The organism is Hymenobacter tenuis (genome assembly GCF_054780495.1).
The window spans coordinates 397,394-421,227 of record NZ_BAAGWF010000001.1 but is presented as its reverse complement, the minus strand read 5'-3'; the positions used below and the strand labels follow the sequence as shown (position 1 = coordinate 421,227).

General features: G+C 53.1%; 21 protein-coding genes. 4 read left to right on the top strand and 17 right to left on the bottom strand.

Translation table 11 applies throughout. The features are described 5' to 3' along the window. Positions 1 to 16 precede the first annotated feature (16 nt). Positions 17 to 976, bottom strand: a complete 960-nt coding sequence (locus tag ACYVGU_RS01860; RefSeq protein ID WP_460620672.1) for an MBL fold metallo-hydrolase — start codon at positions 974 to 976, stop codon at positions 17 to 19. A 10-nt stretch (positions 977 to 986) separates the two neighbouring features. After that, positions 987 to 1,445, bottom strand: a complete 459-nt coding sequence (locus ACYVGU_RS01855; RefSeq protein WP_460620671.1) for a GNAT family N-acetyltransferase — start codon at positions 1,443 to 1,445, stop codon at positions 987 to 989. A gap of 125 nt (positions 1,446 to 1,570) precedes the next feature. On the opposite strand from ACYVGU_RS01855, the gene ACYVGU_RS01850 reads away from it, so the two are divergent. Together ACYVGU_RS01850 and glpK are read left to right on the top strand one after the other, a co-directional pair. Then, positions 1,571 to 3,193 carry a glycerol-3-phosphate dehydrogenase/oxidase gene (locus ACYVGU_RS01850; RefSeq protein ID WP_460620670.1) on the top strand — a complete coding sequence of 541 codons (1,623 nt, stop codon included), beginning with the start codon at positions 1,571 to 1,573 and terminating at the stop codon, positions 3,191 to 3,193. A gap of 209 nt (positions 3,194 to 3,402) precedes the next feature. Then, complete coding sequence (glpK, locus tag ACYVGU_RS01845; RefSeq protein WP_460620669.1) at positions 3,403 to 4,911, top strand: FGGY family carbohydrate kinase; 1,509 nt, start codon at positions 3,403 to 3,405, stop codon at positions 4,909 to 4,911. On the opposite strand, the gene ACYVGU_RS01840 is transcribed toward glpK, so the two are convergent. From ACYVGU_RS01840 to ACYVGU_RS01780, 13 genes are all read right to left on the bottom strand, one after another. Continuing rightward, a complete protein-coding gene (locus ACYVGU_RS01840; protein WP_460620668.1) occupies positions 4,904 to 5,539 on the bottom strand; it encodes a hypothetical protein in 636 nt (211 codons plus the stop codon). The genes glpK and ACYVGU_RS01840 overlap by 8 nt on opposite strands. Positions 5,540 to 5,573: 34 nt before the next feature. Beyond that, a complete protein-coding gene (locus ACYVGU_RS01835) occupies positions 5,574 to 6,455 on the bottom strand; it encodes a ChaN family lipoprotein (RefSeq protein WP_460620667.1) in 882 nt (293 codons plus the stop codon). Positions 6,456 to 6,597: 142 nt separating this feature from the next. Continuing rightward, positions 6,598 to 7,926 (bottom strand): ABC transporter permease, encoded by a 1,329-nt coding sequence (locus ACYVGU_RS01830; protein ID WP_460620666.1) that lies wholly within the window; start codon positions 7,924 to 7,926, stop codon positions 6,598 to 6,600. 15 nt (positions 7,927 to 7,941) lie between these two features. Then, the gene (locus ACYVGU_RS01825) at positions 7,942 to 8,880 is read right to left on the bottom strand and encodes an ABC transporter ATP-binding protein (RefSeq protein WP_460620665.1); all 939 of its coding nucleotides are present in this window, start codon (positions 8,878 to 8,880) and stop codon (positions 7,942 to 7,944) included. Between the two features lie 84 nt (positions 8,881 to 8,964). Continuing rightward, positions 8,965 to 9,591, bottom strand: a complete 627-nt coding sequence (locus ACYVGU_RS01820; protein ID WP_460620664.1) for a hypothetical protein — start codon at positions 9,589 to 9,591, stop codon at positions 8,965 to 8,967. Then, complete coding sequence (locus tag ACYVGU_RS01815; protein ID WP_460620663.1) at positions 9,591 to 10,100, bottom strand: RNA polymerase sigma factor; 510 nt, start codon at positions 10,098 to 10,100, stop codon at positions 9,591 to 9,593. The genes ACYVGU_RS01820 and ACYVGU_RS01815 overlap by 1 nt, the downstream gene beginning before the upstream one ends. A 215-nt stretch (positions 10,101 to 10,315) precedes the next feature. After that, entirely contained in the window at positions 10,316 to 11,458 is a 1,143-nt protein-coding gene (dnaJ, locus tag ACYVGU_RS01810; RefSeq protein WP_460620662.1) for a molecular chaperone DnaJ, read from the bottom strand. A 28-nt stretch (positions 11,459 to 11,486) separates the two neighbouring features. Continuing rightward, positions 11,487 to 12,074: a nucleotide exchange factor GrpE gene (locus tag ACYVGU_RS01805; protein ID WP_460620661.1), complete on the bottom strand. Its 588-nt coding sequence runs from the start codon at positions 12,072 to 12,074 to the stop codon at positions 11,487 to 11,489. 181 nt (positions 12,075 to 12,255) lie between these two features. Then, a complete protein-coding gene (gene obgE / locus ACYVGU_RS01800) occupies positions 12,256 to 13,344 on the bottom strand; it encodes an Obg family GTPase (RefSeq protein WP_460620660.1) in 1,089 nt (362 codons plus the stop codon). 120 nt (positions 13,345 to 13,464) lie between these two features. After that, positions 13,465 to 14,088 (bottom strand): nucleoside monophosphate kinase, encoded by a 624-nt coding sequence (locus ACYVGU_RS01795; protein ID WP_460612773.1) that lies wholly within the window; start codon positions 14,086 to 14,088, stop codon positions 13,465 to 13,467. A gap of 119 nt (positions 14,089 to 14,207) precedes the next feature. Next, positions 14,208 to 14,747 carry a phosphoribosyltransferase gene (gene hpt, locus ACYVGU_RS01790; protein WP_460620659.1) on the bottom strand — a complete coding sequence of 180 codons (540 nt, stop codon included), beginning with the start codon at positions 14,745 to 14,747 and terminating at the stop codon, positions 14,208 to 14,210. A gap of 136 nt (positions 14,748 to 14,883) precedes the next feature. Beyond that, on the bottom strand, positions 14,884 to 17,058 hold the full coding sequence (locus ACYVGU_RS01785) for a sodium-translocating pyrophosphatase (protein ID WP_460612775.1): 2,175 nt from the start codon (positions 17,056 to 17,058) through the stop codon (positions 14,884 to 14,886). Between the two features lie 200 nt (positions 17,059 to 17,258). Further along, positions 17,259 to 17,936 carry a M20/M25/M40 family metallo-hydrolase gene (locus ACYVGU_RS01780; protein WP_460620658.1) on the bottom strand — a complete coding sequence of 226 codons (678 nt, stop codon included), beginning with the start codon at positions 17,934 to 17,936 and terminating at the stop codon, positions 17,259 to 17,261. 348 nt (positions 17,937 to 18,284) lie between these two features. Here ACYVGU_RS01780 and ACYVGU_RS01775 point away from each other — a divergent pair, with 348 nt between their 5' ends. Beyond that, on the top strand, positions 18,285 to 19,541 hold the full coding sequence (locus ACYVGU_RS01775) for a tol-pal system protein YbgF (RefSeq protein WP_460620657.1): 1,257 nt from the start codon (positions 18,285 to 18,287) through the stop codon (positions 19,539 to 19,541). Positions 19,542 to 19,558: 17 nt separating this feature from the next. Further along, positions 19,559 to 20,923, top strand: coding sequence for a hypothetical protein (locus ACYVGU_RS01770; protein WP_460620656.1), 1,365 nt, complete (start codon positions 19,559 to 19,561; stop codon positions 20,921 to 20,923). Here ACYVGU_RS01770 and ACYVGU_RS01765 read toward each other — a convergent pair. Both ACYVGU_RS01765 and ACYVGU_RS01760 read right to left on the bottom strand, forming a co-directional pair. Continuing rightward, positions 20,875 to 21,942 carry a glycosyltransferase family 4 protein gene (locus ACYVGU_RS01765; RefSeq protein ID WP_460620655.1) on the bottom strand — a complete coding sequence of 356 codons (1,068 nt, stop codon included), beginning with the start codon at positions 21,940 to 21,942 and terminating at the stop codon, positions 20,875 to 20,877. The genes ACYVGU_RS01770 and ACYVGU_RS01765 overlap by 49 nt on opposite strands. Positions 21,943 to 22,579: 637 nt before the next feature. Beyond that, entirely contained in the window at positions 22,580 to 23,815 is a 1,236-nt protein-coding gene (locus ACYVGU_RS01760) for a glycosyltransferase (protein WP_460620654.1), read from the bottom strand. Between the last annotated feature and the right edge of the window lie 19 nt (positions 23,816 to 23,834).

Genomic DNA, 23,834 nt, shown 5'->3' with positions numbered 1-23,834 from the left:
TAGTAGATAACACCTTTTAAAATTCCAGCCGACGCCCCTGTTCTGGAAACACCAGTTTCAACTGTAGCTTATTGACTTCAGTCAACTGCTTTCTGATGGCAGCTTCGTTGCCGGGCTTACCATGCGTGATAACCACTGGCAGGCCGCGCAAAGCGGTTGGGCCGGTCAACTGGCCTAGTGCCGCCATTTCCTGCATCAGTAGCGCCGGCGTGAGGTGACCGAATAGCTGCTTCTCTGGCTGCGTGTTGGGGTAAGAAGCCTCAATGAAGATAGCCTTGAGCTGATGGGCTTTTACCAAGGACTGCACGGCCTGCCACACCGCGCGCAAATTCTGACTTTGTTCCACCGCGTCAGCGCCGGTGTCGCCGAGGTAAAGCAGGTAGCTGCTGCCGCTACGCACCAGAAACGCCGCGCTTTGGTAGGGCTTGCCATGACTTAGCGCGAACGCCTGCACGCTCATGGCCGTGTTTTCAATGGCCGTTTCCTGCTGGGGCACTAGCTCGCGCAGTTGGTACTTCTTCAGAGTCGGTGCGTTGCCACCATCCCCGAAGTTAGGCCAGGCCCGCCAATTGAAATAGTCGTTCTGGATGGTAGTGAGGCAGTTTTGTAGGCCATAGATGCTTTTCGGCGCATCGTCGGGGGCACTCAGGAGCAGGCCGGCTACGTGGTCGAGGTGGGCATGGGAAATAAGGTAGGCTTTAATCTGATTGCGTACTACCTCACCGGCCGGAGCAGCAAACACCTTATTGCTAATGGCTTTTTCGACGCCACTATACACCGTTCCGGCATCCAAACACACGTAGGACGTTGAGCCAGTTGGTGCTACCAAGTAGGCCGAAAGATTGCTTTCCTGCAGGCCACCTTTTACACCGAGCGGTACTACCGTAAAACTGGATTGGACCTTTTGCGTCCACGCTAGCTGACTAAGTAAAACGAAAGCATAAGCAAGTATCGCGGCATAAGTATTGAGGCGCATGAGTAGGATTTTAAATAATGGGGTAGATCGTAGTTCTACCATCCCACTCCCCCACCGTCATTTCAAACCGCACCTCGCCGCTGGTGGTCCGGCCCGTATCCTGCCAGCCTTGGCGGCGATAAAACTCTTCGGCGCGGGTACCAGGGGACGTACTGAGCCAGATGGGTTCGGTGGTTTGGGCGAAATACCACCCTAGCATGAGGCGGTGCAGCTCTTTGCCTATGCCTAGGCCGGCAAACTCTGGCAGCACGAAAAGCGCCCAAATGCTGTGGCCCAGTAAGTCAGCAATGCCAAAGCCAACTATTCTGCCGTCTACTTCGCACGCCCAGCCTTTCCCGCGCTGGGTAAGGTAGTCCACGTAATGCTGATGCGTGACCAGGGCCGGATTAGAAAGGCGATTTTCCTGTACTGAAAGGCGCACCGTAGAGAGCTGCGGAATGTCGGCCTCCAGGGCCTCGCGAAATATCATGGGCAAATGGCGTTATATAAACAGGCTTTTTTGGGCAGCGCGCGGCTGAAATTATCCATTTCCGGCGCAATACGTTGATGCTGTAGCACACCCTGAGCCGTCGAGCTACAGTTGCTACCCTCCCTATGCCTCTGAACCTCTCCGAAATTAATTACCAGCGGGAACACCTAGTGCAACAGATGCGCACCCAGCCCATCTGGGATATGCTTGTAATTGGCGGCGGCGCCACGGGGTTGGGCGTAGCACTCGATGCCATTAGTCGGGGCTACAAAACCTTGCTGTTAGAGCAGGTTGATTTCGCGAAAGGCACTAGCAGCCGCAGCACTAAGCTGGTGCACGGCGGTGTGCGCTACCTTGCGCAGGGCGACGTGGGGCTGGTACGAGAGGCGCTGTATGAGCGCGGGCTGCTGCTGAAAAATGCACCGCATCTGGTCAAAAATCAAGATTTCATCATTCCGAACTACGAGTGGTGGGGTGGCCCGTTCTACACCATCGGGCTGAAACTCTATGACCTGCTGGCTGGCAAGCTGAGCTTGGGTGCCTCGGTGCATCTGAGCAAGGCCGAAACGCTGCGCCGCCTAGGCAACCTCAAGCCCCAAGGCCTGCGAGGGGGCGTGCTCTACCACGATGGGCAGTTTGATGATGCGCGCCTAGCCATCAATCTGGCCCAAACCTGTCTCGAGCACGGCGGTACGCTGCTCAATCACGTTGGAGTAACCGGGCTGCTGAAAGATGAACAGGGCCAAGTTTCGGGGGTAAAAGCCAACGACCAGGAAACCGGCGCAACCTACGAGCTTCAGGCCAAAGCGGTAGTGAATGCGACCGGCGTTTTCGTGGATGACATTCTGCAGCTGGATGCACCCGGCAGCCGGAAGCTGGTGCGGCCCAGCCAAGGCGTGCATATTGTGCTCGATAAGTCGTTTCTGCCCAGTGATGACGCCCTGATGATACCCAAAACCGAAGACGGGCGCGTGCTGTTCGCGGTGCCCTGGCACGGCCGCGTGGTCCTCGGCACTACCGATACGCCACTCCAGCAGCACAGCCCGGAACCCCAGGCGCTGGAAGAAGAAATCGACTTTATTTTGCGCACTGCGGGCCGCTACCTCATCCGCGCGCCCCAACGTACCGACGCGCTCAGTGTTTTCGCGGGACTTCGGCCGCTGGCCGCTCCGCAAGGCAACTCCGAAAAGACGAAGGAGATTTCGCGCAGCCACAAAATTCTGGTATCGGCTTCGGGCCTGATTACCATCACGGGCGGCAAATGGACCACCTACCGTCGCATGGGTGAGGACACCGTGGACAAGGCCATTGCCCTGGGCCGACTACCCCCCGCCGCCAGCCAAACCGCACACCTGCCCATTCACGGCGCCCAACCTACCTCCGACTATACCCAGCACCTGTACGTGTACGGCTCCGATCAGCCTGCCTTGCATCAGCTTATTGCGGAGCAGCCTACCCTAGGCCAGAAACTAGATGAAACCCTGGAGTTTGTGCAGGCCGAGGTAGTGTGGGCCGCCCGCTACGAAATGGCCCGCACCGTAGAAGACGTGCTGGCCCGGCGGGTGCGGGTACTATTCCTCGATGCCCGCGCCGCCATCCGGATGGCGCCTACGGTAGCCGCGTTACTAGCCCAAGAACTCGGCCAAACCCCACAGTGGCAGGAGCAGCAGGTAGCGACTTTTACAGCAGTAGCGCAGCACTATGTGTTGCAGGATAACCCGGCCACCGTAATAGCTATGGCTGGTTAACTGATGTAAAGCAGCCAAAATTGACTCTTATGCTGAGCATGTCGAAGCATCTCGCTCGAACCGTTGCGTTTACTTTGGCAACGTCAGCACGCGAGGTTCTTCGGTCCCCTGACTTGATGCGCTACCTGCTTAGCGTACCGGCCTTGAGTATCAGCCCCTCTTCTTTTTGCTGATCAGTACTTACTTCTCCACCTCTACCCTACTCTTTCATGGCGGCGCACTACATACTGGCTCTCGACCAAGGCACAACCAGCTCCCGGGCTATTGTATTCAATAAGAAAGGGCGCGTGGTGGCGCGGGCGCAGAAAGAGTTTACCCAGATTTTTCCGAAGCCCGGCTGGGTAGAGCACGATCCGCTGGAAATCTGGTCGACGCAGGCAGGGGTGGCGGCCGAGGCTACCGTGAAGGCAGGCAAAAACGGGAATAGCATTGCTGCCATCGGCATTACCAACCAGCGCGAAACGGTAGTAGTCTGGAACCGCAAAACCGGCAAGCCCGTCTACAACGCCATTGTGTGGCAAGACCGCCGCACCGCCGAGTACTGCGACCAACTGCGCGCCGAAGGCCACGAAGAACGGATTCAGGCAAAAACCGGGCTCCTGCTCGATGCTTACTTTTCCGCCAGCAAAGTCCGCTGGATTCTCGATAACGTGCGCGGGGCCCGCAAGAAAGCCGAGGCGGGACAGCTGGCTTTTGGCACCGTGGATAGCTGGCTTATCTGGAACTTCACGCAGGGCAAGCTGCACATCACCGACGTTTCCAATGCCTCCCGCACCATGCTCTTCAACATTCACTCGCTGGCGTGGGACGAGGAGCTGCTTGGCCTGTTCGATATTCCGCGAAGCATGCTACCCGAGGTGCGGCAATCGAGCGAGGTGTATGGCGCAACCAAAACCACCGTTTTCGCCTCCAAAATCCCGATTGCAGGTATTGCCGGCGACCAGCAGGCGGCCTTGTTCGGGCAGCAATGCACCAGCCCCGGCATGGTGAAATGCACCTATGGCACGGGCTCTTTTCTGCTGATGAACAGTGGCCCCGAGCCCAAAACCTCCCAGAACAAGCTGCTGACTACCGTGGCCTGGCAAATCAACGGGCAAGTGCAGTACGCGCTGGAAGGCAGCATTTTCATGGCCGGAGCCGTGGTACAGTGGCTGCGCGATAACTTGGGCATTATCAAAACGTCGGCGGAGGTAGAGAAGCTGGCCCGGCAAGTCAGCAGCACCGAGGGCGTGTACTTTGTGCCGGCTTTTGCCGGGTTGGGCGCGCCGCACTGGAACCCCTATGCCCGCGGCACTCTCTTTGGCATGAGCCGAGCCACTACGGCGGCCCACGTGGCGCGGGCCGCCGTAGAAGCCATAGCGTTTCAGACCATGGATGTGCTACGGGCCATGGAAGCCGACTCGGGCCTGCCCGTGGTGGAGCTGCGCGTTGACGGTGGCGCATCAACCAACAACCTGCTGATGCAATTCCAGGCCGATGTGCTGAACACGTGCATCATTCGCCCGCGCATCACCGAAACCACCGCCCTTGGGGCCGCCTATCTGGCGGGCCTGGCTGTTGGCTTCTGGAGCAGCTTTGAGGAAATTCAGGGCCTAGCGCAACCCGACACTACCTTCCGGCCAAACGCCAACCGCACCGGCATTAAGCAAGCCATTGCCGACTGGCACCGGGCCGTGCAGGCACTTCAGGTATGGGCTCAGGCCCGGCCGATTAGCTGAAGTTATAGGGGTAGCCGATGCCCTGCAAGTCAGTTTCCAGCTGCGCCCAGTCTTCTAAGGGGTCAATCAGCTCTTTAACCAGCTCCCGCGTTACGGGCTCGTGCTGGTAGATGCGGGCCACGGCGGCCTCGTCTAGTGGGTCGCGGTCGGTTTCGTCAATGAAGTACTCGTTGGCCCAGGCAGCGTAGGTAGCCGGCTCTCCGTCGAAAATAAACAGCAGCTCCTCCGAGCCATCATCTTCATTATCAATAACACCGGTTTGCCAGCCGTGCTCGGGCATATACCACAAGCAGAAGGTGGTTCCGATGGAGTTTACGGGCTCTCCTAGCATAAACTCCTCAAAAGCTGCCGGCAGCCCGCGTGTTACTTGCGCTTTGTCGGGCTGTTCAAAATCTTCTAGGTAGCCGTTGATGCAGCACCCTTCGGGCCGGAATAACACCAACATCTGGTCGCCTTCGCCGTCGCTCATTTCAAACAGCGCCTCATGTTCGTCCCAGTTGGGGCTGTAGGTGTAGTAGCGGTATTCCAGCTCCTGGGAGTTAATGGCATCGAGAGCAGCCAAGGATTGGCAGAGGCGCTGGAGGGTAGCGGCGTCGGGCAGGGCGCCTGGGTTTAAGGTTGATATCATGGTGAGGGCTAGTAAAGCAGATGACGACCAGCTGCTAATACGTTTTGGTCATGTCGGTGGGTACTACCAGCACAAAGTCGGCCTTTTGCGCGTGCTCCTTATCCAGCTTGCTCAGCTGCTCCTGCGAGACGGTCGTGATGGTGAGCACCTTCAGCTTGGGGTTTTGCTGGCGCAGGTAAGCTAGTATGCCGTCGTGGTTATCGGAGTGGTAGGCACCATTGAGGTGGAGCAGCAAGTGGCCCTCGGGGCGGGCCTGGTTGAGGGAGTGCGCCATGGTAGCATCCTTGAGGGCTTGCGCCTGAATGATGTTCTGCACCCCAGCCGCGTGGGCGGCATCACCACCAAACATCTTGGCCATGTTTTTATAGCCGGGCAGCTCAAAATCAACGACCAGAGGCAAGGGTACCAGCCAGGCTTTTTCTGAGGCGGGCAGCTCGTCTAGGGCCGTGAGGCTGCCTTTGGCTACCTGCGAGGCATAGCGGCGCGGCACGTTGGTACCCACGACCCGAAATTTCTGTTGCCGGGCTAATAGCATCAGCGGCTTGTAGTCGGTGGCGTAGTTGGGCCAGGGGCGGCTTTGCTCTTCGAAGGCTTTATCGTCTAGCTCGCCGGTAATGTACTGATCTACTAAGGGCTGCACGTCGCGCTCAAACATTTCCAGGCCTAGCACCAACTGGCCCTGCCGCAGGCGCACTAGGTCTTTGGTTACCTGCAACTCCAGCCAGTGCGCCAGAGGGTCGTTGTGCTGCTCGCCAAAAAATACTACGTCGGCGGCGGCCAGCTCTTTCAGCATTTTGTCGTAGCCAGTGGCTTTGCCCGCGCTCGTAAACAGGCGGTATGCGGGTTTATCGTCGGCTTTCATCGTGAAGTTCATCAGCAGGCACAGCAGCGGTAGCAGCAGGTAGGTTCTCTTCATACAAACAAGCAAAGGGAGGCGGCTGAAAAAGGCTAGGGCAAACATAAGCACAAAGCCCCGGCAGCTGCTTTTTAACAGCTACCGGGGCCCAGGTTGTTCAGAATACTTCTGCCTCCGGCTATTTTACAGCCAGCGCCACGGCTTAGCCTTTATAAAACATCCACTTCGACAGCTCGCCGTAGGTTACTTTCTTGCCATACATCAGGATGCCCACGCGGTAGATGCGGGCCGCCAGCCAGATGGTGCCCATAAAGCCCAAAATCAGGAACAGCATGGAGAGGCCCAGCTGCCACATGGGCACGCCACCAAAGGGCAGACGCATCATCATGGCAATGGGCGAGGTGAACGGAATCATGGACATCCAGAAGGCCACCGTACCGTTGGGGTTGGTTGTCAGGACAGCCTGCGACACTACAAAGGTGAGCACCAGCGGCATCGTGACGGGTAGCATAAACTGCTGCGTATCGGTTTCACTATCCACCGCCGAGCCGATGGCCCCGAACAGCGCCCCGTAGAACAGGTAGCCGCCAAGGAAGTAGAACAGGAAGCAACCTACCAGCAGGGGCACATTCAAATCGGCTTGCTTCAAGGCCAGCATCATTTTGTTGCCCTCTTCTTTGGTTTCCTTGGCTTGCGTGGTGCTAGCCCCTGCGGCAGCATTAACCCGCTCTACCCGGTTCTGCACCATTTTATCGGGGCTGATGGAGCCAGCCATGGCCGAGGAGATGCCAATTGAGAGCAGCACCCACAGCCCCAGCTGCGTGAAGCCCACGGCTGCAATACCCAGCACTTTGCCCATCATCAGCTGAAACGGCTTTACCGAGGAAATAACCACCTCCACAATGCGGTTGGTTTTCTCCTCCATCACGCCGCGCATAATCTGGATGCCGTAGATAAAGATGAACATGTAAATCAGGAAGCCGCAGGCGTAGGCTACGCCCGTGCTCACACCGGTGCTAGAGCTACGCTCGCCTTCATCACTCAAGCTAACCGTCTGCAAGTCCACATCGGCTTTCATGTTGTCGAGAACGGCGCGCTCGATACCAGCCTGGGTTAACCGTTTGGTTTCTACGGCGTTGTCAACGGCTCGCTTAATATCCCGCTCCAGTGACAAACCGAGCCCTTTGCGCGAAAACACCTGAATTCCGCTGGGGCTGGCTAGGTCCAGTTTCGGTACAAACAGCAGGGCATCGTATTTGGCTTTCTGGAATTCTGCTTTGGCCGTAGCCAAGTCAGACGAGGTGCGCACAAACCGAATGTCGCCCTTGTCCTCGGGCAGCTTATCGGCAAACATGCCGCCGGCATCGGCCACGGCCACTACCTTGCCGCTATCCGACATCTTGGCAATGAGCACAGGCACGGCAAACAAAGCCACCGTGAGCAGCGGCCCAATCAGCGACATGATGATGAAGCTTTTCTTGCGCACCCGCGTGAGGTATTCGCGCTGAAATATGAGTATGATTTTGTCCATGATGAGGGCTCAGAATTAAACGGTGGCTTCTACCAGACTTTCGGGCATCGTTTCCTGCACCCGCCGAATGAAAATATCATTGATGCTCGGAATCAGCTCCCGGAACGCGTGCACTTCCACGTTCCCGATGAGGTAGCGCAGCAAGTCGTTAGAGGTAGTGCCGGCGTGTAGCTTAATGATATCGTAGAAGTGGCCGTTTTCGCGCTCGTGGTGTTCCAGCACTTCAAAATCGGGGTGCAGCACCATGGGGCGGCCTTTGCCCTCCACCACGTAGGTTTGGGTTTTGAAGGTATCCTTGATGTCGCGCACAGAACCATCGAGCACCTTGCGGCTGCGGTTAATCAGGGCAATGTTGTCGCAGAGCTCCTCCACCGACTCCATGCGGTGCGTGCTGAAGATGATGGTTGCGCCCTGCTCGCGCAGCTTCAGAATTTCATCCTTAATCAGGTTGGCATTGATGGGGTCGAAGCCAGAGAAGGGCTCATCGAGGATGATGATGCTGGGCTCGTGCAGCACAGTGGCAATAAACTGCACCTTCTGCTGCATGCCTTTCGAGAGGTCTTCCACATTCTTCTCGGCCCACGCCTTGATATCGAGGCGCTCCAGCCAGTTTTTGATGCGCTGGGTAGCATCGGCGCGGGAAAGGCCTTTGAGGCGGGCTAGGTACAGCAGCTGCTCGCCTACCTTCATTTTCTTGTACAACCCGCGCTCTTCGGGCAAGTACCCAATTTGGGCAATATGGCCGGGGTGCAGCTTTTCGCCCCGCACCCTGATTTCGCCTTCGTCGGCGCCAGTGATTTGGGTGATGATGCGAATGAGTGAAGTTTTGCCGGCGCCATTGGGCCCCAGCAGGCCGAAAATACTGCGCTCCGGAATATCGAGGCTGACGCCGTCGAGGGCCACGTGCTGGGCGTATGCCTTGCGTACGTTGATGGCTTGTAGAATGGGTTGCACGGTAGAAAGGTGTAGTTGATTGGCAACGACTAATGTAGAGGTTTTACTATATCAGTGGCCTAGCAATTCAACCAACCGGCCGCTTTACTCCCCCAACTCACGTAGCGTAGCTTCCAGCCGGTCGAGGTGCTGGCCATACAGCTCCTGCAAATACTGCCGCGCAAACCGCGCCATCAGCCAGTGGGTAAACCACCACACCAGCCCGTAACCAATTACCAGCACTGCCAGCTGCATCAGCAACAGCTTGCCCGAATAGGTAGCCAGCGCATTAGTCAAAGAAAAGTAAAACCCAATACCGAAGGATATTGGCAATGACCACAGCGCCGAACGGTACGAACGGTTCATCACATCCCGAATCCGCTCTACTTGCTGTGCCACATTCTCGCGCACAGTAGCACTGGCATTGCCTAGGCCTTTGATGCCATTGAACAGATAGCGGTGATACGACACTAAGCTAACCAGACACAGAATCAGAATCCAGATAAAAGAAGCTTGATTGGCAGCCTGCTTAGCATAAAACAGCCCTACACAGGTCACCAGCAAGAGCGCCACTGTAAACCCTATTTCCAGGCGGGCATTGCGCACCAAGTTGGCCAATGAGCCAGAGGTGTTACGCTTCAGTAGTTGCGACAAGGTAGCAGCATCAAAAGCGGCGGTAGCATCAGTTGAAACTGGCTGCTGCCAGCTGCGGCGAAACGTATCGAGTTCCATTAGACAGGTTGCGTTAAGAGTTGACGGAGTTTGTCTTGCACGCGGTGCATTTTCACGCGCACGTTGTTTTGGGTGATGCCGAGGATGTCGGCCATTTCCTCGTAAGTGCGTTCTTCCAAATAGAGCAGCACAAAGGCCTTCTCCACATCCGAGAGTCGCTCAATGGCTTGGTAGAGCTGGGCTAGGTCTTCTGCATCGGGGCCACCTTCGGGCGGGGTGGCTACATCAGGCACGGCATCTCCAAAGCGAGTAGGTGGCGGTTTTCGGGTCCTTTGGCGCAGGTCGGATATAGCTACGTTCAGGGCAATGCGGTACAGCCACGTGCTGATTTTGGCGGCGGCCCTGGCCTCGTAGCTGGGCCAGGCCCGCCACAACTGCAGCACTATTTCCTGGTACAAATCCTGGCGGTCGTCGGGGTCGGGGCAGTACACGCGACACACCCGCTGCAGCAGGGGCTGGTACTGGTTGAGGGCGGCCACAAAATCCGGAGAAGGAGCAACAGATGCCATAAGGGGAAGATTTGCTACATAGGTCGCTACCCCCGCGCTGGCATTACAGCTTCCCGCAAAAATATTTTTACTAGCCTATATACATACCCCAACCCCGGCGCTAAAAAGGCAGCAAGCTACTAGGCCTATACACGCAAAAAACCCGCTCCTCACAACTGAGAAACGGGTTTAAAGCTGATAAGGGGCTAGTAAACTATTCCGCTAGCTTCAATTATCTATTGAAAATACTCCTTCACTTTTTCGAAGAAGCCTTTCTCATTTTTGCCGGGGTTCGGGGTGAAGTTGCGCGAATCACGCAGCTTTTCCAGCAAGTCGCGCTCCTCACCAGTTACGGATTTCGGTGTCCAAACATTCAGATGAATCAGCTGGTCGCCGCGGCCGTACCCGTTGATGTCCTTGATGCCTTTGCCGCGCAAACGAAGAATTTTGCCAGGCTGGGTACCTGGGTCAACCTTAATCTTCACTTTGCCTTCAATGGTCGGCACCTCAATGCTAGCGCCCAGCGCAGCATCCACGAACGAGATATACTGCTCGAACATGATGTTGTTGCCGTCGCGCTTAAGCACTTCGTGCGGCTCCTCTTCAATCTGAATCAGCAGGTCGCCGGGCACGCCGCCACGCTCCGGGAAGTTGCCTTTGCCGTTCATGCTCAGCTGCATGCCCTCGGCAACGCCCGCCGGAATATTGATCGGAATAACCTCCTCGTGCAGCTGCCGGCCTTCGCCGTGGCATACATCGCACTTGCTGGTTACCACTTTGCCTTCGCCTTCGCAGGTTGGGCAGGTAGAGGCACTTACCATCTGGCCGAGCATAGTTTGCACCACGCGCTTCACCTGGCCTTGGCCGTTACAGGTACCGCAGGTTTTGAGGTCGGTGCCATTTTTAGCGCCGGTTCCCGAGCAGGTGTTGCACGCTACATAGCGCTTCACCTTAATCTTCTTCTCAACGCCGTTTGCAATTTCCTCTAGGTCGAGCTTGAGCTTGATACGCAGGTTAGAACCTTTGCGCACGCGCCGGCCACCTTGCTGACCACGGCCGCCCCCGCCGAAGAATCCCTCGAAGCCGCCGCCCCCGAAGATGTCGCCGAACTGGGAGAAGATGTCTTCCATGTTCGGACCGCCACCGTTGCCGCCCACGCCTTGGTGGCCGAAACGGTCGTAACGGGCTCGCTTCTGCTCATCCGACAGGACTTCGTAGGCCTCCGCGGCTTCCTTGAACTTGTCTTCGGAGCTTGGGTCGTCGGGGTTTTTATCGGGGTGATATTTGATGGCCACCTTGCGGTACGCCTTCTTAATCTCGTCGCCCGAAGCGTTTTTGGCTACGCCCAGTATTTCGTAATAATCTCGCTTCGTTGCCATGGCAATTGAAAGTGCGCGTCGCTAAATGTTACTGCCCCAGCACCACTTTGGCGTGGCGAATAACCTTGTCGCCGAGGTAGTAGCCGCGTTCTACCTCGTCTACAATCTTGCCTTTCAGGTCTTCCGAAGGAGCCGGAATCTGAGTAATGGCCTCGTGCAGATCGGGGTCGAAAGCGCCACCTTTGGCTTCCATCGGGGCTAGGCCCTTCTGGTTTAAGGTTTTCTGGAGCTTGTTATGAATGATGTCGATGCTTTCGCGCACAGCGTTGGCATCATCGGTGTCTTTGGTGTGGTGGCGGGCCCGGTCAAAATCATCGAGCACGGGCAGTAAGGCCACCATTAGTTCCTGGTTAGCCGATTTGAACAAGTCGGCGCGCTCCTTAGTGGTGCGGCGCTTGTAGTTTTCAAACTCGGCGGCTAAGCGCAGGTATTTATCCTTTAAATCAGCCAACTCGGCTTCAGTTTTCGAGCCTGCTGCGGCCGGAGCATCGCCCTCTACCTCGCCTATTTCGGGGGCGTTAGGCTCTTCCGGCAGCTCACCTGCTACTGGCTCAGTAGCGGCGTTAGTCGGGTCGATTTGAGTTTCGTCGGGTTGGGTGTTTTTATCGTCAGCCATTTTCGCTTGAAATCGTCGGAATGGGTTGAATCGGGAAGACATAGGGTTTCACTAGGGCACAAGGAACCTGCCAAACCCTAGTTGGCTGTCATTGTGGCACAGAAACCGCAGTAGTTGGGCAGTTAGTTCAGACGCAGTGGCGTAAAGTCACAGCAGAGCAGTAAGTTTCGCAGCAACTCTACTAAGCGTCTTGGTCCTCGTCCTGCTCTTCGCTGAGGTTAGAATAGTCGTCCTCTTCGCGGTAGCTTGTGCGTGCCGACTCAGGTGCGTCGCGGCGAGTTTGCTGTATCGCGTCCCAGATCAAATCTTTCAGTTTCTGAATGTTCTTATTCGTCAGGCTGGAGATGAAGATGGTAGGCAGGTCAGTGGGTAGCGTTTCACGGATTTCCGCTTCCAACTCCTCATCCAGCATATCGGATTTGGTGATGGCCAGCAGCCGCTCTTTTTCCAACAGCTCGGGGTTGAACTGCTCCAGTTCGCTCAGCAGCACGTTGTACTCGGCGTTAATGTCGGGCGAGTCGCAGCTGATCATGAACAACAGGATGGAGTTGCGCTCCACGTGGCGCAGGAAACGATGGCCTAGGCCCTTTCCTTCCGCCGCGCCTTCAATGATGCCGGGAATATCCGCCATTACAAACGACTTGTAGTCGCGGTAGGCTACTACCCCCAAGTTGGGCGTAAGGGTCGTGAAAGCGTAGTCGGCAATTTTGGGTTTAGCGGCTGATACGACGGAGAGCAGCGTGCTTTTGCCCGCATTCGGGAAACCTACTAGGCCCACATCGGCCAGCAACTTCAGCTCCAGAATTACCCATTCATCAATGCCGGGCTCGCCGGGCTGGGCGTACTGGGGCGCTTGGTTGGTAGCTGACTTAAAGTGGTCGTTGCCGAGGCCACCGCGGCCGCCAGGCGTCAGGATAAGGCGCTGACCGTGCTCCGTGATTTCCAACTTTTTCTCGCCGGTTTCGGCATCACGGGCAATGGTACCTAAAGGTACCTGGATGATGATATCGTCGCCTTGGGCGCCGCTGCGCAGGTTTTCGCCGCCATTTTCGCCGGCTTTGGCAATCAGGTGTTTCTGGTACTGCAGGTGGAGCAGTGTCCAGAGCTGGGAGTTGCCTTCCAGAATAATGTGGCCACCGCGGCCACCATCGCCGCCATCGGGGCCACCGTTGGGCAGGCCTTTAGCACGGAAAAAGTGGTGCGAACCCGCCCCTCCTTTACCCGAACGACAATTTATTTTAACGTAATCAATGAAATTATTCGAAGCCATGCTGCGCGTTGTTGAGAAGTTCTGTCCTCCGGGTTACACGCAGCGAAGGGACCTTAATCATGGATTAAGGCCCCTTCGCAGGCTCAGAGGAACAGAGTTTTGCGATTTAGAAACGCAAAGTTACGCTTTTACTTCGTCGGTAGCTTGGCGGCTGTCTTCGGTAGCGGCGGGCAGGTGCCCATCGAGGATGGTGCAGATCTGCCCAAAGATGGTTTCGATGTCGCCAATGCCATTCAAAGCATGGAATTTCTTTTGCTCGGCATAGTAGCCGGCTACCTGGGCAGTTTCGGTATTATACACCGTTACGCGCTTGCGGATTTTGGTTACGTCCTGGTCGTCGGGACGGCCCGAGGTTTTGCCGCGCTCCAGTAGGCGCTTCACTAATTCTTCCTCATCTACTTCCAACGCTACCATGCACGAGACCTTGGTGTCGTGTTCCGTCAAGAGTCGGTCAAGGCTTTCGGCCTGTGGCACAGTACGCGGAAAGCCGTCGAAAATAAAGCCAGCGGCTTGCTTGTTGTCTTTCAGGGCACTCCCGATCATGCCGATTACTACCTCATCAGGTACTAACAAGCCTTCGTCCATGAGCTTTTTGGCGCGCAGGCCAAGTTCAGTGCCCTGAGAAATCTGGGCACGCAGCAGGTCGCCAGTGGAGAGGTGAACCAGGTTATAGCGGGAAATCAGCTTCTGGCTTTGCGTTCCTTTGCCGGCGCCGGGCGGGCCGAAGAGCACGAGATTCAGCATGTGTAGCGGTGAGTTACGCGAGGAAGGAAAATCGGGTGGGTTTTGGAAATATAAGCAACGAATAGGAAAGCCTCTACGGACGTTAGCGAATTTTAGCTACCTAGTCCGGAAGCTGCTTCTTACACGGCTTTGTAAACGTCGGGGTAATTACGGCCCAGCCCGTCGAAATCGAGGCCGTACCCAACTATGAAATCATTGGGAATGCTCAGGCCCACGTACCGGATAGAAAGCTCGTGCTGCAAACACTCGGGCTTCAGAAACAGGGTAGCCACTTCCAGCGAGGCGGGCTTCTTTTCCGAAAGCATATCAAGCAGCATGCGCATGGTATGGCCGGTATCCACAATATCCTCCAGAATAATGACGTGCCGACCGGTTAGGTCCTCCGTGAGGCCTAGTACTTCCTTCACCTCGCCGGTGCTGCTAGTGCCCTGGTACGAGGCTACCCGAATAAAGCATACCTCACAATCGAGGGCTACTTCTTTCAGCAGATCAGCGGCAAACATAAATGAGCCGTTGAGGACGGCTACAAACATGGGCGTTTGGCCGGCGTAGTCCTGCGTGAGGCGGGCACCTACTTGTTTGATAGCGGCCGCAAGCTCAGCAGCTTTCAGGTAGGGCTCAAACTGCTTGTTGTGCAGTGAAATGTGTTCCGGGTTCATCCGTTAGGGGTTGGTCCGTGGTGAGCGGGCGGCCAAAGGTAGCAGAAAAAAGCCGCCCTCCCCGGTGAGAAGGCGGCTTCCTGACTTTTGAGTCTGATTACTAGGGGTCAAAACCAGCTCAACCTTAGGCCAGCACTTATTTGATTTGGTTTACGATAACCTGATGGCTAGCAGGCACAACTTCTGCTTTGGCCACGCCCCGCTCGGGGGCAGCAATGTGCGGGGCAATTACCAACGACACGATGCTCATGAGCTTAATGAGAATGTTCATGCTAGGGCCCGACGTATCCTTAAAGGGGTCACCCACGGTGTCGCCAGTTACGGATGCTTTGTGGGCGTCGGAGCCTTTGTACTGCATAGTGCCGTCAATCATCACGCCTTTCTCAAACGACTTCTTGGCGTTGTCCCAGGCACCGCCCGCGTTGCTTTGGAACATGGCCATCAGCACGCCCGAAACCGTTACGCCGGCCAGGGTTCCGCCCAGTACTTCGGGCCCAAACGTAAAGCCCACAATCACCGGCACTACCAAGGCAATGGCGCCAGGCAGCATCATTTCTCGAATAGCCGCCTGGGTAGAAATAGCCACGCATTTCTCGTACTCCGGCCGACCGGTGCCTTCCATAATACCGGGAATTTCACGGAACTGCCGGCGCACTTCCTGCACCATGGCCATAGCCGCACGGCCCACGGCCGAAATAGCCAGCGCCGAGAAGATGAACGGAATCATGGCGCCTACAAACAACCCGGCCAGCACGCGGGCATTGCTGATATCGATGGAGGTGATGTTGGCCGTTCCCATAAAGGCCGCAAACAGGGCGAGGGACGTCAGGGCCGCCGAAGCAATGGCGAAGCCCTTGCCGGTAGCCGCCGTAGTGTTACCAACTGCATCCAGAATGTCCGTCCGTTCGCGCACTTCTTTGGGTAGCTCGCTCATTTCGGCTATGCCGCCGGCGTTATCCGCAATGGGTCCGAAAGCATCAATAGCCAGTTGCATAGCGGTAGTAGCCATCATGCCAGCCGCCGCAATAGCTACCCCATACAGGCCAGCGCATTCAAAGCTCAGTATAATACCTGCAGCCAGCACAATAATCGGGAGCACCGTGCTTTCCATTCCCACGGCCAGGCCGCCAATAACGGTGGTAGCATGCCCCGTGCTGCTTTGGCGCACAATGCTCAGTACCGGCCGCTTGCCCATAGCCGTGTAGTACTCCGTAATAATGCTCATGAGCGTGCCGACTACCAGTCCTACTACCACCGCATAGAACACATCCATCGAGCTAAACGTGACACCCCGAATGGTCAGGTCTTCGGTGGGCAGCATCCAGCGGATAATGAAGTACGAAGCCACCGCCGACACCAGCACCGAGATGTAGTTGCCCAAGTTCAGGGCTGCCTGCACGTTGCCGCCCTCCTTCACTCGCACCATCAGAATACCGATGAGAGAGGCCACAATGCCCATACCGGCAATTACCATCGGCAGCAGTATGGGTGAAAGCCCCTGAAACTCGTCGCCGCGGGCTATTACTTCGCGCCCGAGCACCATGGTAGCCAAAATCGTGGCTACATACGAGCCAAACAAGTCGGCGCCCATACCGGCTACGTCACCCACGTTGTCACCTACGTTATCGGCAATGGTAGCGGGGTTGCGAGGGTCATCTTCCGGAATGCCGGCTTCTACTTTCCCTACTAGGTCTGCTCCTACGTCGGCTGCTTTGGTATAGATACCGCCCCCTACCCTCGCAAAAAGCGCAATGCTTTCGGCCCCGAGTGAGAAACCCGTTAGCACTTCCAGAGCCGTTTCCATCTCAATACCGTTGGCAGTGCCCCCTCGGCTCACCACGAACATCTGGTAGAACACAATGAAGAGGGAGCCTAGCCCCAACACGGCCAAGCCTGCTACCCCCATTCCCATCACCGAACCACCCGAAAACGACACGTTCAGGGCTCGGCTTAGGCTAGTGCGGGCGGCCTGGGCAGTGCGTACGTTGGCTTTGGTGGCAATCTTCATCCCAATGAAGCCGGCCAGCGCCGAGAAAACGGCGCCAATCAGGAAGGCAATTACAATAACTGGACTTGATTTTTCGCCGGTGCTTCCTAGGTAAAACAGGAATGCGGAGGCTAGCAACCCAAAGATGATCATCACCCTATACTCTGCTTTGAGGAAGGCAATGGCCCCATCGGCAATGTAGCCGGCAATGGTTTGCATCCGTTCATCACCAGCATCCTGCCGAGTCACCCAGCCAGAGCGTAGCCATGTAAAAAGCAACGCCAGTACACCTAGCGCCGGCACTACGTAAAGAAAATTCATCATAAACGGTGGGAATAGGTTGAAGTGTTTGGGAGAGTGAGAACTGGCAATGAACGATTGGGCAGGTAAAATAGAGTTTATTGGCTAATCCTCAAGCTTTACCACCACATCAGGGGCTAGTAATAAGCAGAAGAGCCGGATAGCTAGTGCTGCAGCACTAGCTATCCGGCTCTTGAAGTATACTTATCGGCCCTAAACAGCTGCTATAGCTGCTGCATCAGCACTTTATATAAAGCTAGCATGCTTTCAATGTCGCGCTTATCCACCAGCTCATGTGGCGTATGCACATTGTCTTCCGGCGCACCTATAAAGCACCAGTCCCAGGGTTGAGCGCCGTGTTGTAGTTCTTTGGCATCGGAGCCGCCACTACCCTCTACTTCCAGTTGATGCGGAATAGCCGCCTCCCGCGCAATCCGTCGGATTCGCTCCACGTAGCTTCGCCGCGGAATCAGAGAATCGCGCAAGGAAATCACTACCCCCCTCCCTGGCTGAACCCCTTCCGTTACCCAGGTTATATCCGAAATTAAGGCTTGGCGCACGCCATACGTTTCATAGATATAGCGAGCCAGATACGCCACTGAACCACCGCCGTGCTCTTCCCAACACGAGAAAGCCACGATGCCATCCTCTAGAGTCTCGCACAAACGCAACGCATTCCACACTCCAAGCCGATTATCGAGGTAGCAGCTCTGCACCGTTGTGTCTGTTTCCCGGAAGTCGCACCGAAAAGTCAGTTCCGTTCCGGTGTCAATATCCCGATGAAAGTTGTAGCTCAACGCCCCGGTTTCTTCGTCAACTAGTAGTGTACACTCGATGTCTCCACCTGAGTCATGCCCGACAAGGTGGTATCCGGTTTCTGCATCAGGCCCTCCAATTCGCACAAGTTGTTTCCCGTAACGAACCGTAAAGCCAATGCTGTCCAAGTGAGCAAATACAGCTGTGCGCGGCTCTCCGAATATTAAAATAATGCAATCTTGGAACTCTCCCCCGGCTAGTACAGTTGGCAGCCTATGCCAAGTTGACTTTTGCTGTTGAATGTAGCGAAGTAAGTACTGGGTCAGTGGAGCTTCATTTCCTGAAGGTGCTGCTATCTGACAAAGGGCTTGTAAAAGCTGCATAGGATGTATCTTATTTGTCCAAACCTAGGTCAAATGTTCTACTTTAGCTGTTCGGATGAGCTGGGTGGGGCGTTTTTCTGCCTGTATTTGATATTGTAGTCCGATATGTCTATGCTCCTACGACTCCATTTTATCCTGTTACTATTGCTTCTGCCCTGGGCAGGATGGGCACAGGTGCCTGACACCGCTCGCCCCGCTCCCTTATCGGATTCATTGCAGCAGGTACAACTGGAAAATGTAGATGTAGCGCCGAATGCAATTGACACCAAAGGATGGCTGCTATTAGATAAGGATATTCAAACGGAGTTAGAAGGAGCCGTTTATAACCTCTACAACTTTAAGTACGACAAAGCTGAACGCCAATTCCGCAGCCTGCGCCGTCGCTACCCCAATCATCCCATGCCCTATTTCCTAATGGGGCTGAGCACATGGTGGAAAATTATGCCGTCGGGAATTCAAACCACCCAGTACGACAAGACTTTCTTCGCTTACATGGATACCGCCATAACAAAAGGCGAAGCCCTATATCAAGCTGACAACCGAAACTACGAAGCCTGTTTTTTTCTAGCAGCCGGCTATGGCTTTGATGCACGTCTACACGCCGAGCGTCGCGACTGGCGCAAGGCAACAGTAGGCGCCAAAAGGTCGCTTACGTACCTCGATAAAAGCAAGGAGGCCAACGGCTTGAGTCCTGAGTTCTTATTTGGACAGGCCCTATTCAATTATTACGCCGTCTGGATTCCTGATAATTACCCGCTTTTGAAGCCAGTACTTCTGTTTTTCCCAAAGGGCAACAAGCAATTGGGCCTACAGCAGTTGCGCAATGTGGCTGACAACGGCTTCTACGTAGGCCCGGAGGCTCGAGTCTTTCTAATGAGGATCCTCCTTAATGAAGAGGACAAGCCAGAACAAGCCATGCCAGTAGCTCGCTACTTGGCTACCACTTACCCGGATAACGGATATCTACAACGCATTTATGCCAATGCCTGCTTCCGGCAAGGTGAGTTTCGAGAATGCGAACGTGTCAGCCGCGAAATTCTAGACAAACTGAGTCGTGGTCTACCAGGATACGAAGCAAACAGCGGCCGGTATGCTACCTATTTCCTGGGCTACCTCATGCAGAATCGCTATAAGGACCTGGCGAAGGCCAAGGAGTACTACCAGCGTTGCCTAGTCTTCGCCGAAACCAACGGTGAAACGAAATATGGTTTCTACCTCTTTGCCAACCTAGCGCTAGCCCGCCTCGCTGACCGTACCAAGGATATCACAGCAGCTCGCCGCTACTATTCCGTAGTCCTCGACAAATCAGATCATGACTCGGAACAATACAAGGAAGCAAAAGCGTACTTGAAGAATAACCGAAAGTAGCAAAGGCTGCCTCACACATGGAACTTAAGGATTTATTTCTTACACCCTTTTATTTAGCAATATTTTACGGCGTTGCCTTCACTGTTCGTAGGCGCTATACAAATGCGCTTACGCGTAAATATTTTATCCCTGCTTTAACAGTAAAGTTTATAGGCGCGATTGGCTTAGGTCTTGTTTATCAATTTTACTACGGCGGTGGTGATACATTTAACTATTACAACCATGTTAAAATAGTATACAATGCCTTTATGGAATCCCCATCCATTGGAATAAAGCTATTATTTTCTAATGGCGAATTTGACCCTGCGACTACTCGCTATGCTAATATGATGGTATGGTATCGTGCTCCTACAGAATTTTTTGTTATTAAGGTTGCTTCATTCTTTTCCTTATTCTGTTTTAACACATATACTGTTATAAGCTTATTCTTTGCTATAAGTAGCTTTACAGGCATGTGGGCTATGTATATAACGTTTTTAAAAATATTCCCATTAGCTTACAAAAAACTAGCTGTCTCTGTATTTTTCCTGCCTTCCGTCTTCTTTTGGGGCTCAGGGTTAATGAAAGATTCGCTTTGTATGGGAGCTTTAGGCTGGATTTTCTATGGATTTTATCATGCGACAATTTATAGGCGCAATTTGTTTAGCGCTATTTTACTGGGTTCATTAGGCGCTTACATTATTATATCAGTCAAAGTTTATATACTGCTTTCTTTTCTTCCCCCTGCACTTTTTTGGGTGTTTAATGCAAACAGTCAGAAGATTAAGTCGCGCGCATTACGTGTGATGCTCAAACCTCTACTTATATCTATTGGCCTAGCAGCTGGAGCACTTGGTGCAACTAGCTTGACTGCCGGTGACGAAAAGTATGACTTAGACAAAATTGGAGAAAGAAGCAAAATAAATAACCAGTACCTCGCTGTGCAGCAAGTAAGTGGTTCTGCTTATAATATTGGGGAATTTGACGGATCACCTTCTTCAATAGTTAAAGTAGCTCCTCAAGCAATTGTTATATCTTTATTCCGACCCTTCTTATTTGAAGCAAGGAACCCAGTGATGTTGCTCTCAGCATTAGAGGCTACATTATTCATTTATTTAACGATTAGCTTATTTTATAAAACAGGAATAATAAAGAGCTTTCGCTTAATTGGCAGCGAACCTATCCTGTCCTTTTGCTTTATTTTCTCTATAATATTTGCAATTGGCGTGGGAGTAAATAGCGGAAATTTTGGAACATTAGTACGATACAAAATCCCTTTAATGCCCTTCTATTTGAGTGCACTTTATATCATGCAAATTAAGGCCAAAGCGCTTAAAGTTGCTCGTAGGCCTACTCAACTGAATAAAGCAATAAAATTAGGCAAGTTAGCAGTAACTGAGTAATGCTTTTCAATTGTATGACGCGCGTTTTTACCTAGCTCATCACGTAGGCGAGGCTCTTGCAACAACTTTTTTAGCGCATTTTCCCAATCCCCGGCATTTGTGCAGACATAGCCGTTGTAGCCATCCTGCACTACTTCTGTGTTCATTCCTACAGGCGAAACCAGCGCAGGCTCACCAAGGGCCATATATTGAAGGGCTTTAAAGGCACATTTACCTTTAGCCCATATATCGTCTTCTAGTGGCATCAGCCCTACGTGAAATTGAAGTAGATCAGCGATTTCGGTTTCCTTTTTCCATGGCACGTATACCAGCGACTTAAGTTGAAGGCTTGGTGGCTGATTAGAAATCACCCGGAATTCGAAGTCGAACTCCTGTTCAAGCTTGCTCAGCACAGGCACCACTTGCTCTATGTACTTCAGCGTTGAGTGTGTGCCTGTCCAGCCAATTACTAGACGATCAGGTGTAAGCTGATTACGCACCTTATTATGAAGGTTTACTGTATCAATAGTCGTTGGGTTTACTACTACGCGGCTGTTAAACTGCCTCGCGTAAGCAGCCAAATACTCGTTTCCGCAACTTACCTTATATGCCCAACTACATATATCACCAACTTTATGATGCCATTTCACACCAGCTACAATCTTATTTGCATGTGAAGTATTAGGTAGCCAAATAGCATCATCAAAGTCATATATAATTTTCTTTTTTAGCAGTTTAACAATTACCCACTCAAATATAGGAGGCCCAATGGGCGAGGCTTCTCGATGAATGAATACGTAATCGTATTGAGGCACGCTGAACAGCAGAACAAATCGACGCAGGAAACCCATTAGGATACCAAATGCTTTGGCTAACGTATGACCCGACTTATATAGAATATTCCAAGTAGTCAAGTCGATAAACGAAGCTAAATGCCAAGTGTGCCCGACCTCTGTAAGCAACGGTAAATACTGCTCAAATCGAAAACGTTGAGATGGCGCTTTACCGGCCGGATAAGGCACAACAAAGAGAATTTTCATAACTACTATAAGGAAAAACAACAGCTTAGCCTTTAAGTAAGGCTAAGCACAGTCAGCAAAGGTACAAGATGCTTTACTTCTTGTTGATGCTTCACTAAGTCGTTAACATCTTTAATTATGTCACGAGCTAGACCCCTGAGGCAGCCAAATTAAGGATCCTTTATTGTCAGCTAATCAACAGCTTTCTTTATCCTAGCTAAGCATGCGATATTGCACTAATATAGTGAGCTAGGTATCTTCATTATTATAAGTACTTTATGTCACTTACTATGTAAACTGTAGGATACCCATTGTAGCTTGCCCTACTTTTTTCAATTAAGTTGTATACTTTGGAATATAAATCTGACAAGCTATTTTGGCTAATAAATAAATTCAACATTCTGCTGGCTTACGGAGCCTTTGCACTAGATCTAGCTATGCTGTTTAGTTTTTTCATGATTAAGATTCCGTACTAGGCTACGCAAACTTAATTGTCACTTCTGCTTACTTTTCAGAAGTTTCATTGCTCATATTCGATATTGTAGCGCCTTAAGCTGGTAAAACTTCGAAGGAGTTCAGAATAGTAGATTCGATTTATCAATTAGGCACTTGACTTTTGTATAGCACAGTAGCTCCCGTAGGTAGCCCCATCTCGCCATTACTTGCCAAGCAGACGCTTATATTCGCCTTTGTACCGCCCAATGGCAGTCTCCAGATCGTAATACTTCTGAGCCTTCCGCCGCAGGATGGTGCCATCTTTTTGTAGTAATTCTGGGATGCTACGAGCTGCGGCTTCATAACCGACCTCACTCAGATCAGACACAACTGTGCCACCATTTGTCTGCCAAATGATATCTGCTACATCACCTACCCCATCGTTGCAGATTACGGGCAGGCCCATTGCCAGAATCTCTCCGAGTTTTGTGGGCGAGCTAGCTTTCTTAGAATAGCTCTGCTTAATGAAAAACAAGTTTAGATCAGACGCTGCTACAAGCTCAGGTACCTGCTTGCGCGTGGCAGATTTTACAGTGAAGTCAGTCTCCGCTAGACCAGTTATCTTGCGTGCGGCTGCCAGTACCATTTCCTTCGGCTCCTGAGTTATAAATAGCATCTTAGCTCCTGGATATATCTGCTTAATTACGGCGAACTGAGCAAGCATCTCATCTAGCAGATACCACGCACCAATCGAACCCAGGTAACTAATCACTAACTCCTCAGCGCCATAACCAAGCTTCTGGCGTGCTATCTGACGATCATGTTTCGTTAGCAACGGAAACACAGAAAAATCGGCGCTACAAGGAATAACTGTAATAGGTGTACCAGAGTAAGAAGCCCAAGTCTGCATTTCACCCTTGCCGTTCTCTGTGAGGCTGATGATACCATCAGCTGCAGCAATAAACTCTGCCTCTTTTCGCTTGTAAGTACGATAAGCGCGGCGGTAGATAGGGCTCTGCATATTCCACATACCCCCTTCTACCCGTTCGTCTACCCAGAAACCGCGCATATCAAACAGAAATTTTACCCCAAACTTCTGCTTCAACAATAGCCCAACTTCTGCACTAACGTAGCTGCGGCAATGGGTCATATCAAACCGCACTTCTTTATGCAGGGCTAGCGCCTTTTGCCGTAACTGATATCTGTCGTAAAACTTAGCAAGTACTGGTGGCTTGCGCGTGAAAAAGATATGCTCCCAACGAATTCCCGCCTGCTCAGTTATTTCCCCAATAGTTTTTTTATGCTGAGAGAACCGCTCTTTTTTTTCAGTAGAAAGGAGCGTGACATTATACCCGGCTTTAGAAAGGCCTACTAGGTAGGGTAACACTTGCGACTGGCCTAGCGGGTCAGTCATGCCATCATAAGAAATAAACAGAACGCGTGGCGCGGATAAACTCATAGTGCTATCGGGAGGAAGA

Bases quoted from the DNA above. Each gene is read 5' to 3' on its own strand.
- glpK (WP_460620669.1), top strand. From the start codon at position 3,403: ATGGCGGCGCACTACATACTGGCTCTCGACCAAGGCACAACCAGCTCC.
- ACYVGU_RS01775 (WP_460620657.1), top strand. From the start codon at position 18,285: ATGCTCCTACGACTCCATTTTATCCTGTTACTATTGCTTCTGCCCTGG.
- ACYVGU_RS01820 (WP_460620664.1), bottom strand. From the start codon at position 9,591: ATGGAACTCGATACGTTTCGCCGCAGCTGGCAGCAGCCAGTTTCAACT.
- ACYVGU_RS01760 (WP_460620654.1), bottom strand. From the start codon at position 23,815: ATGAGTTTATCCGCGCCACGCGTTCTGTTTATTTCTTATGATGGCATG.
- ACYVGU_RS01835 (WP_460620667.1), bottom strand. From the start codon at position 6,455: ATGAAGAGAACCTACCTGCTGCTACCGCTGCTGTGCCTGCTGATGAAC.
- ACYVGU_RS01805 (WP_460620661.1), bottom strand. From the start codon at position 12,074: ATGGCTGACGATAAAAACACCCAACCCGACGAAACTCAAATCGACCCG.
- hpt (WP_460620659.1), bottom strand. From the start codon at position 14,747: ATGAACCCGGAACACATTTCACTGCACAACAAGCAGTTTGAGCCCTAC.
- ACYVGU_RS01855 (WP_460620671.1), bottom strand. From the start codon at position 1,445: ATGATATTTCGCGAGGCCCTGGAGGCCGACATTCCGCAGCTCTCTACG.
- ACYVGU_RS01830 (WP_460620666.1), bottom strand. From the start codon at position 7,926: ATGGACAAAATCATACTCATATTTCAGCGCGAATACCTCACGCGGGTG.
- ACYVGU_RS01815 (WP_460620663.1), bottom strand. From the start codon at position 10,100: ATGGCATCTGTTGCTCCTTCTCCGGATTTTGTGGCCGCCCTCAACCAG.
- ACYVGU_RS01850 (WP_460620670.1), top strand. From the start codon at position 1,571: ATGCCTCTGAACCTCTCCGAAATTAATTACCAGCGGGAACACCTAGTG.
- obgE (WP_460620660.1), bottom strand. From the start codon at position 13,344: ATGGCTTCGAATAATTTCATTGATTACGTTAAAATAAATTGTCGTTCG.
- dnaJ (WP_460620662.1), bottom strand. From the start codon at position 11,458: ATGGCAACGAAGCGAGATTATTACGAAATACTGGGCGTAGCCAAAAAC.
- ACYVGU_RS01770 (WP_460620656.1), top strand. From the start codon at position 19,559: ATGGAACTTAAGGATTTATTTCTTACACCCTTTTATTTAGCAATATTT.
- ACYVGU_RS01860 (WP_460620672.1), bottom strand. From the start codon at position 976: ATGCGCCTCAATACTTATGCCGCGATACTTGCTTATGCTTTCGTTTTA.
- ACYVGU_RS01795 (WP_460612773.1), bottom strand. From the start codon at position 14,088: ATGCTGAATCTCGTGCTCTTCGGCCCGCCCGGCGCCGGCAAAGGAACG.
- ACYVGU_RS01840 (WP_460620668.1), bottom strand. From the start codon at position 5,539: ATGATATCAACCTTAAACCCAGGCGCCCTGCCCGACGCCGCTACCCTC.
- ACYVGU_RS01765 (WP_460620655.1), bottom strand. From the start codon at position 21,942: ATGAAAATTCTCTTTGTTGTGCCTTATCCGGCCGGTAAAGCGCCATCT.
- ACYVGU_RS01785 (WP_460612775.1), bottom strand. From the start codon at position 17,058: ATGATGAATTTTCTTTACGTAGTGCCGGCGCTAGGTGTACTGGCGTTG.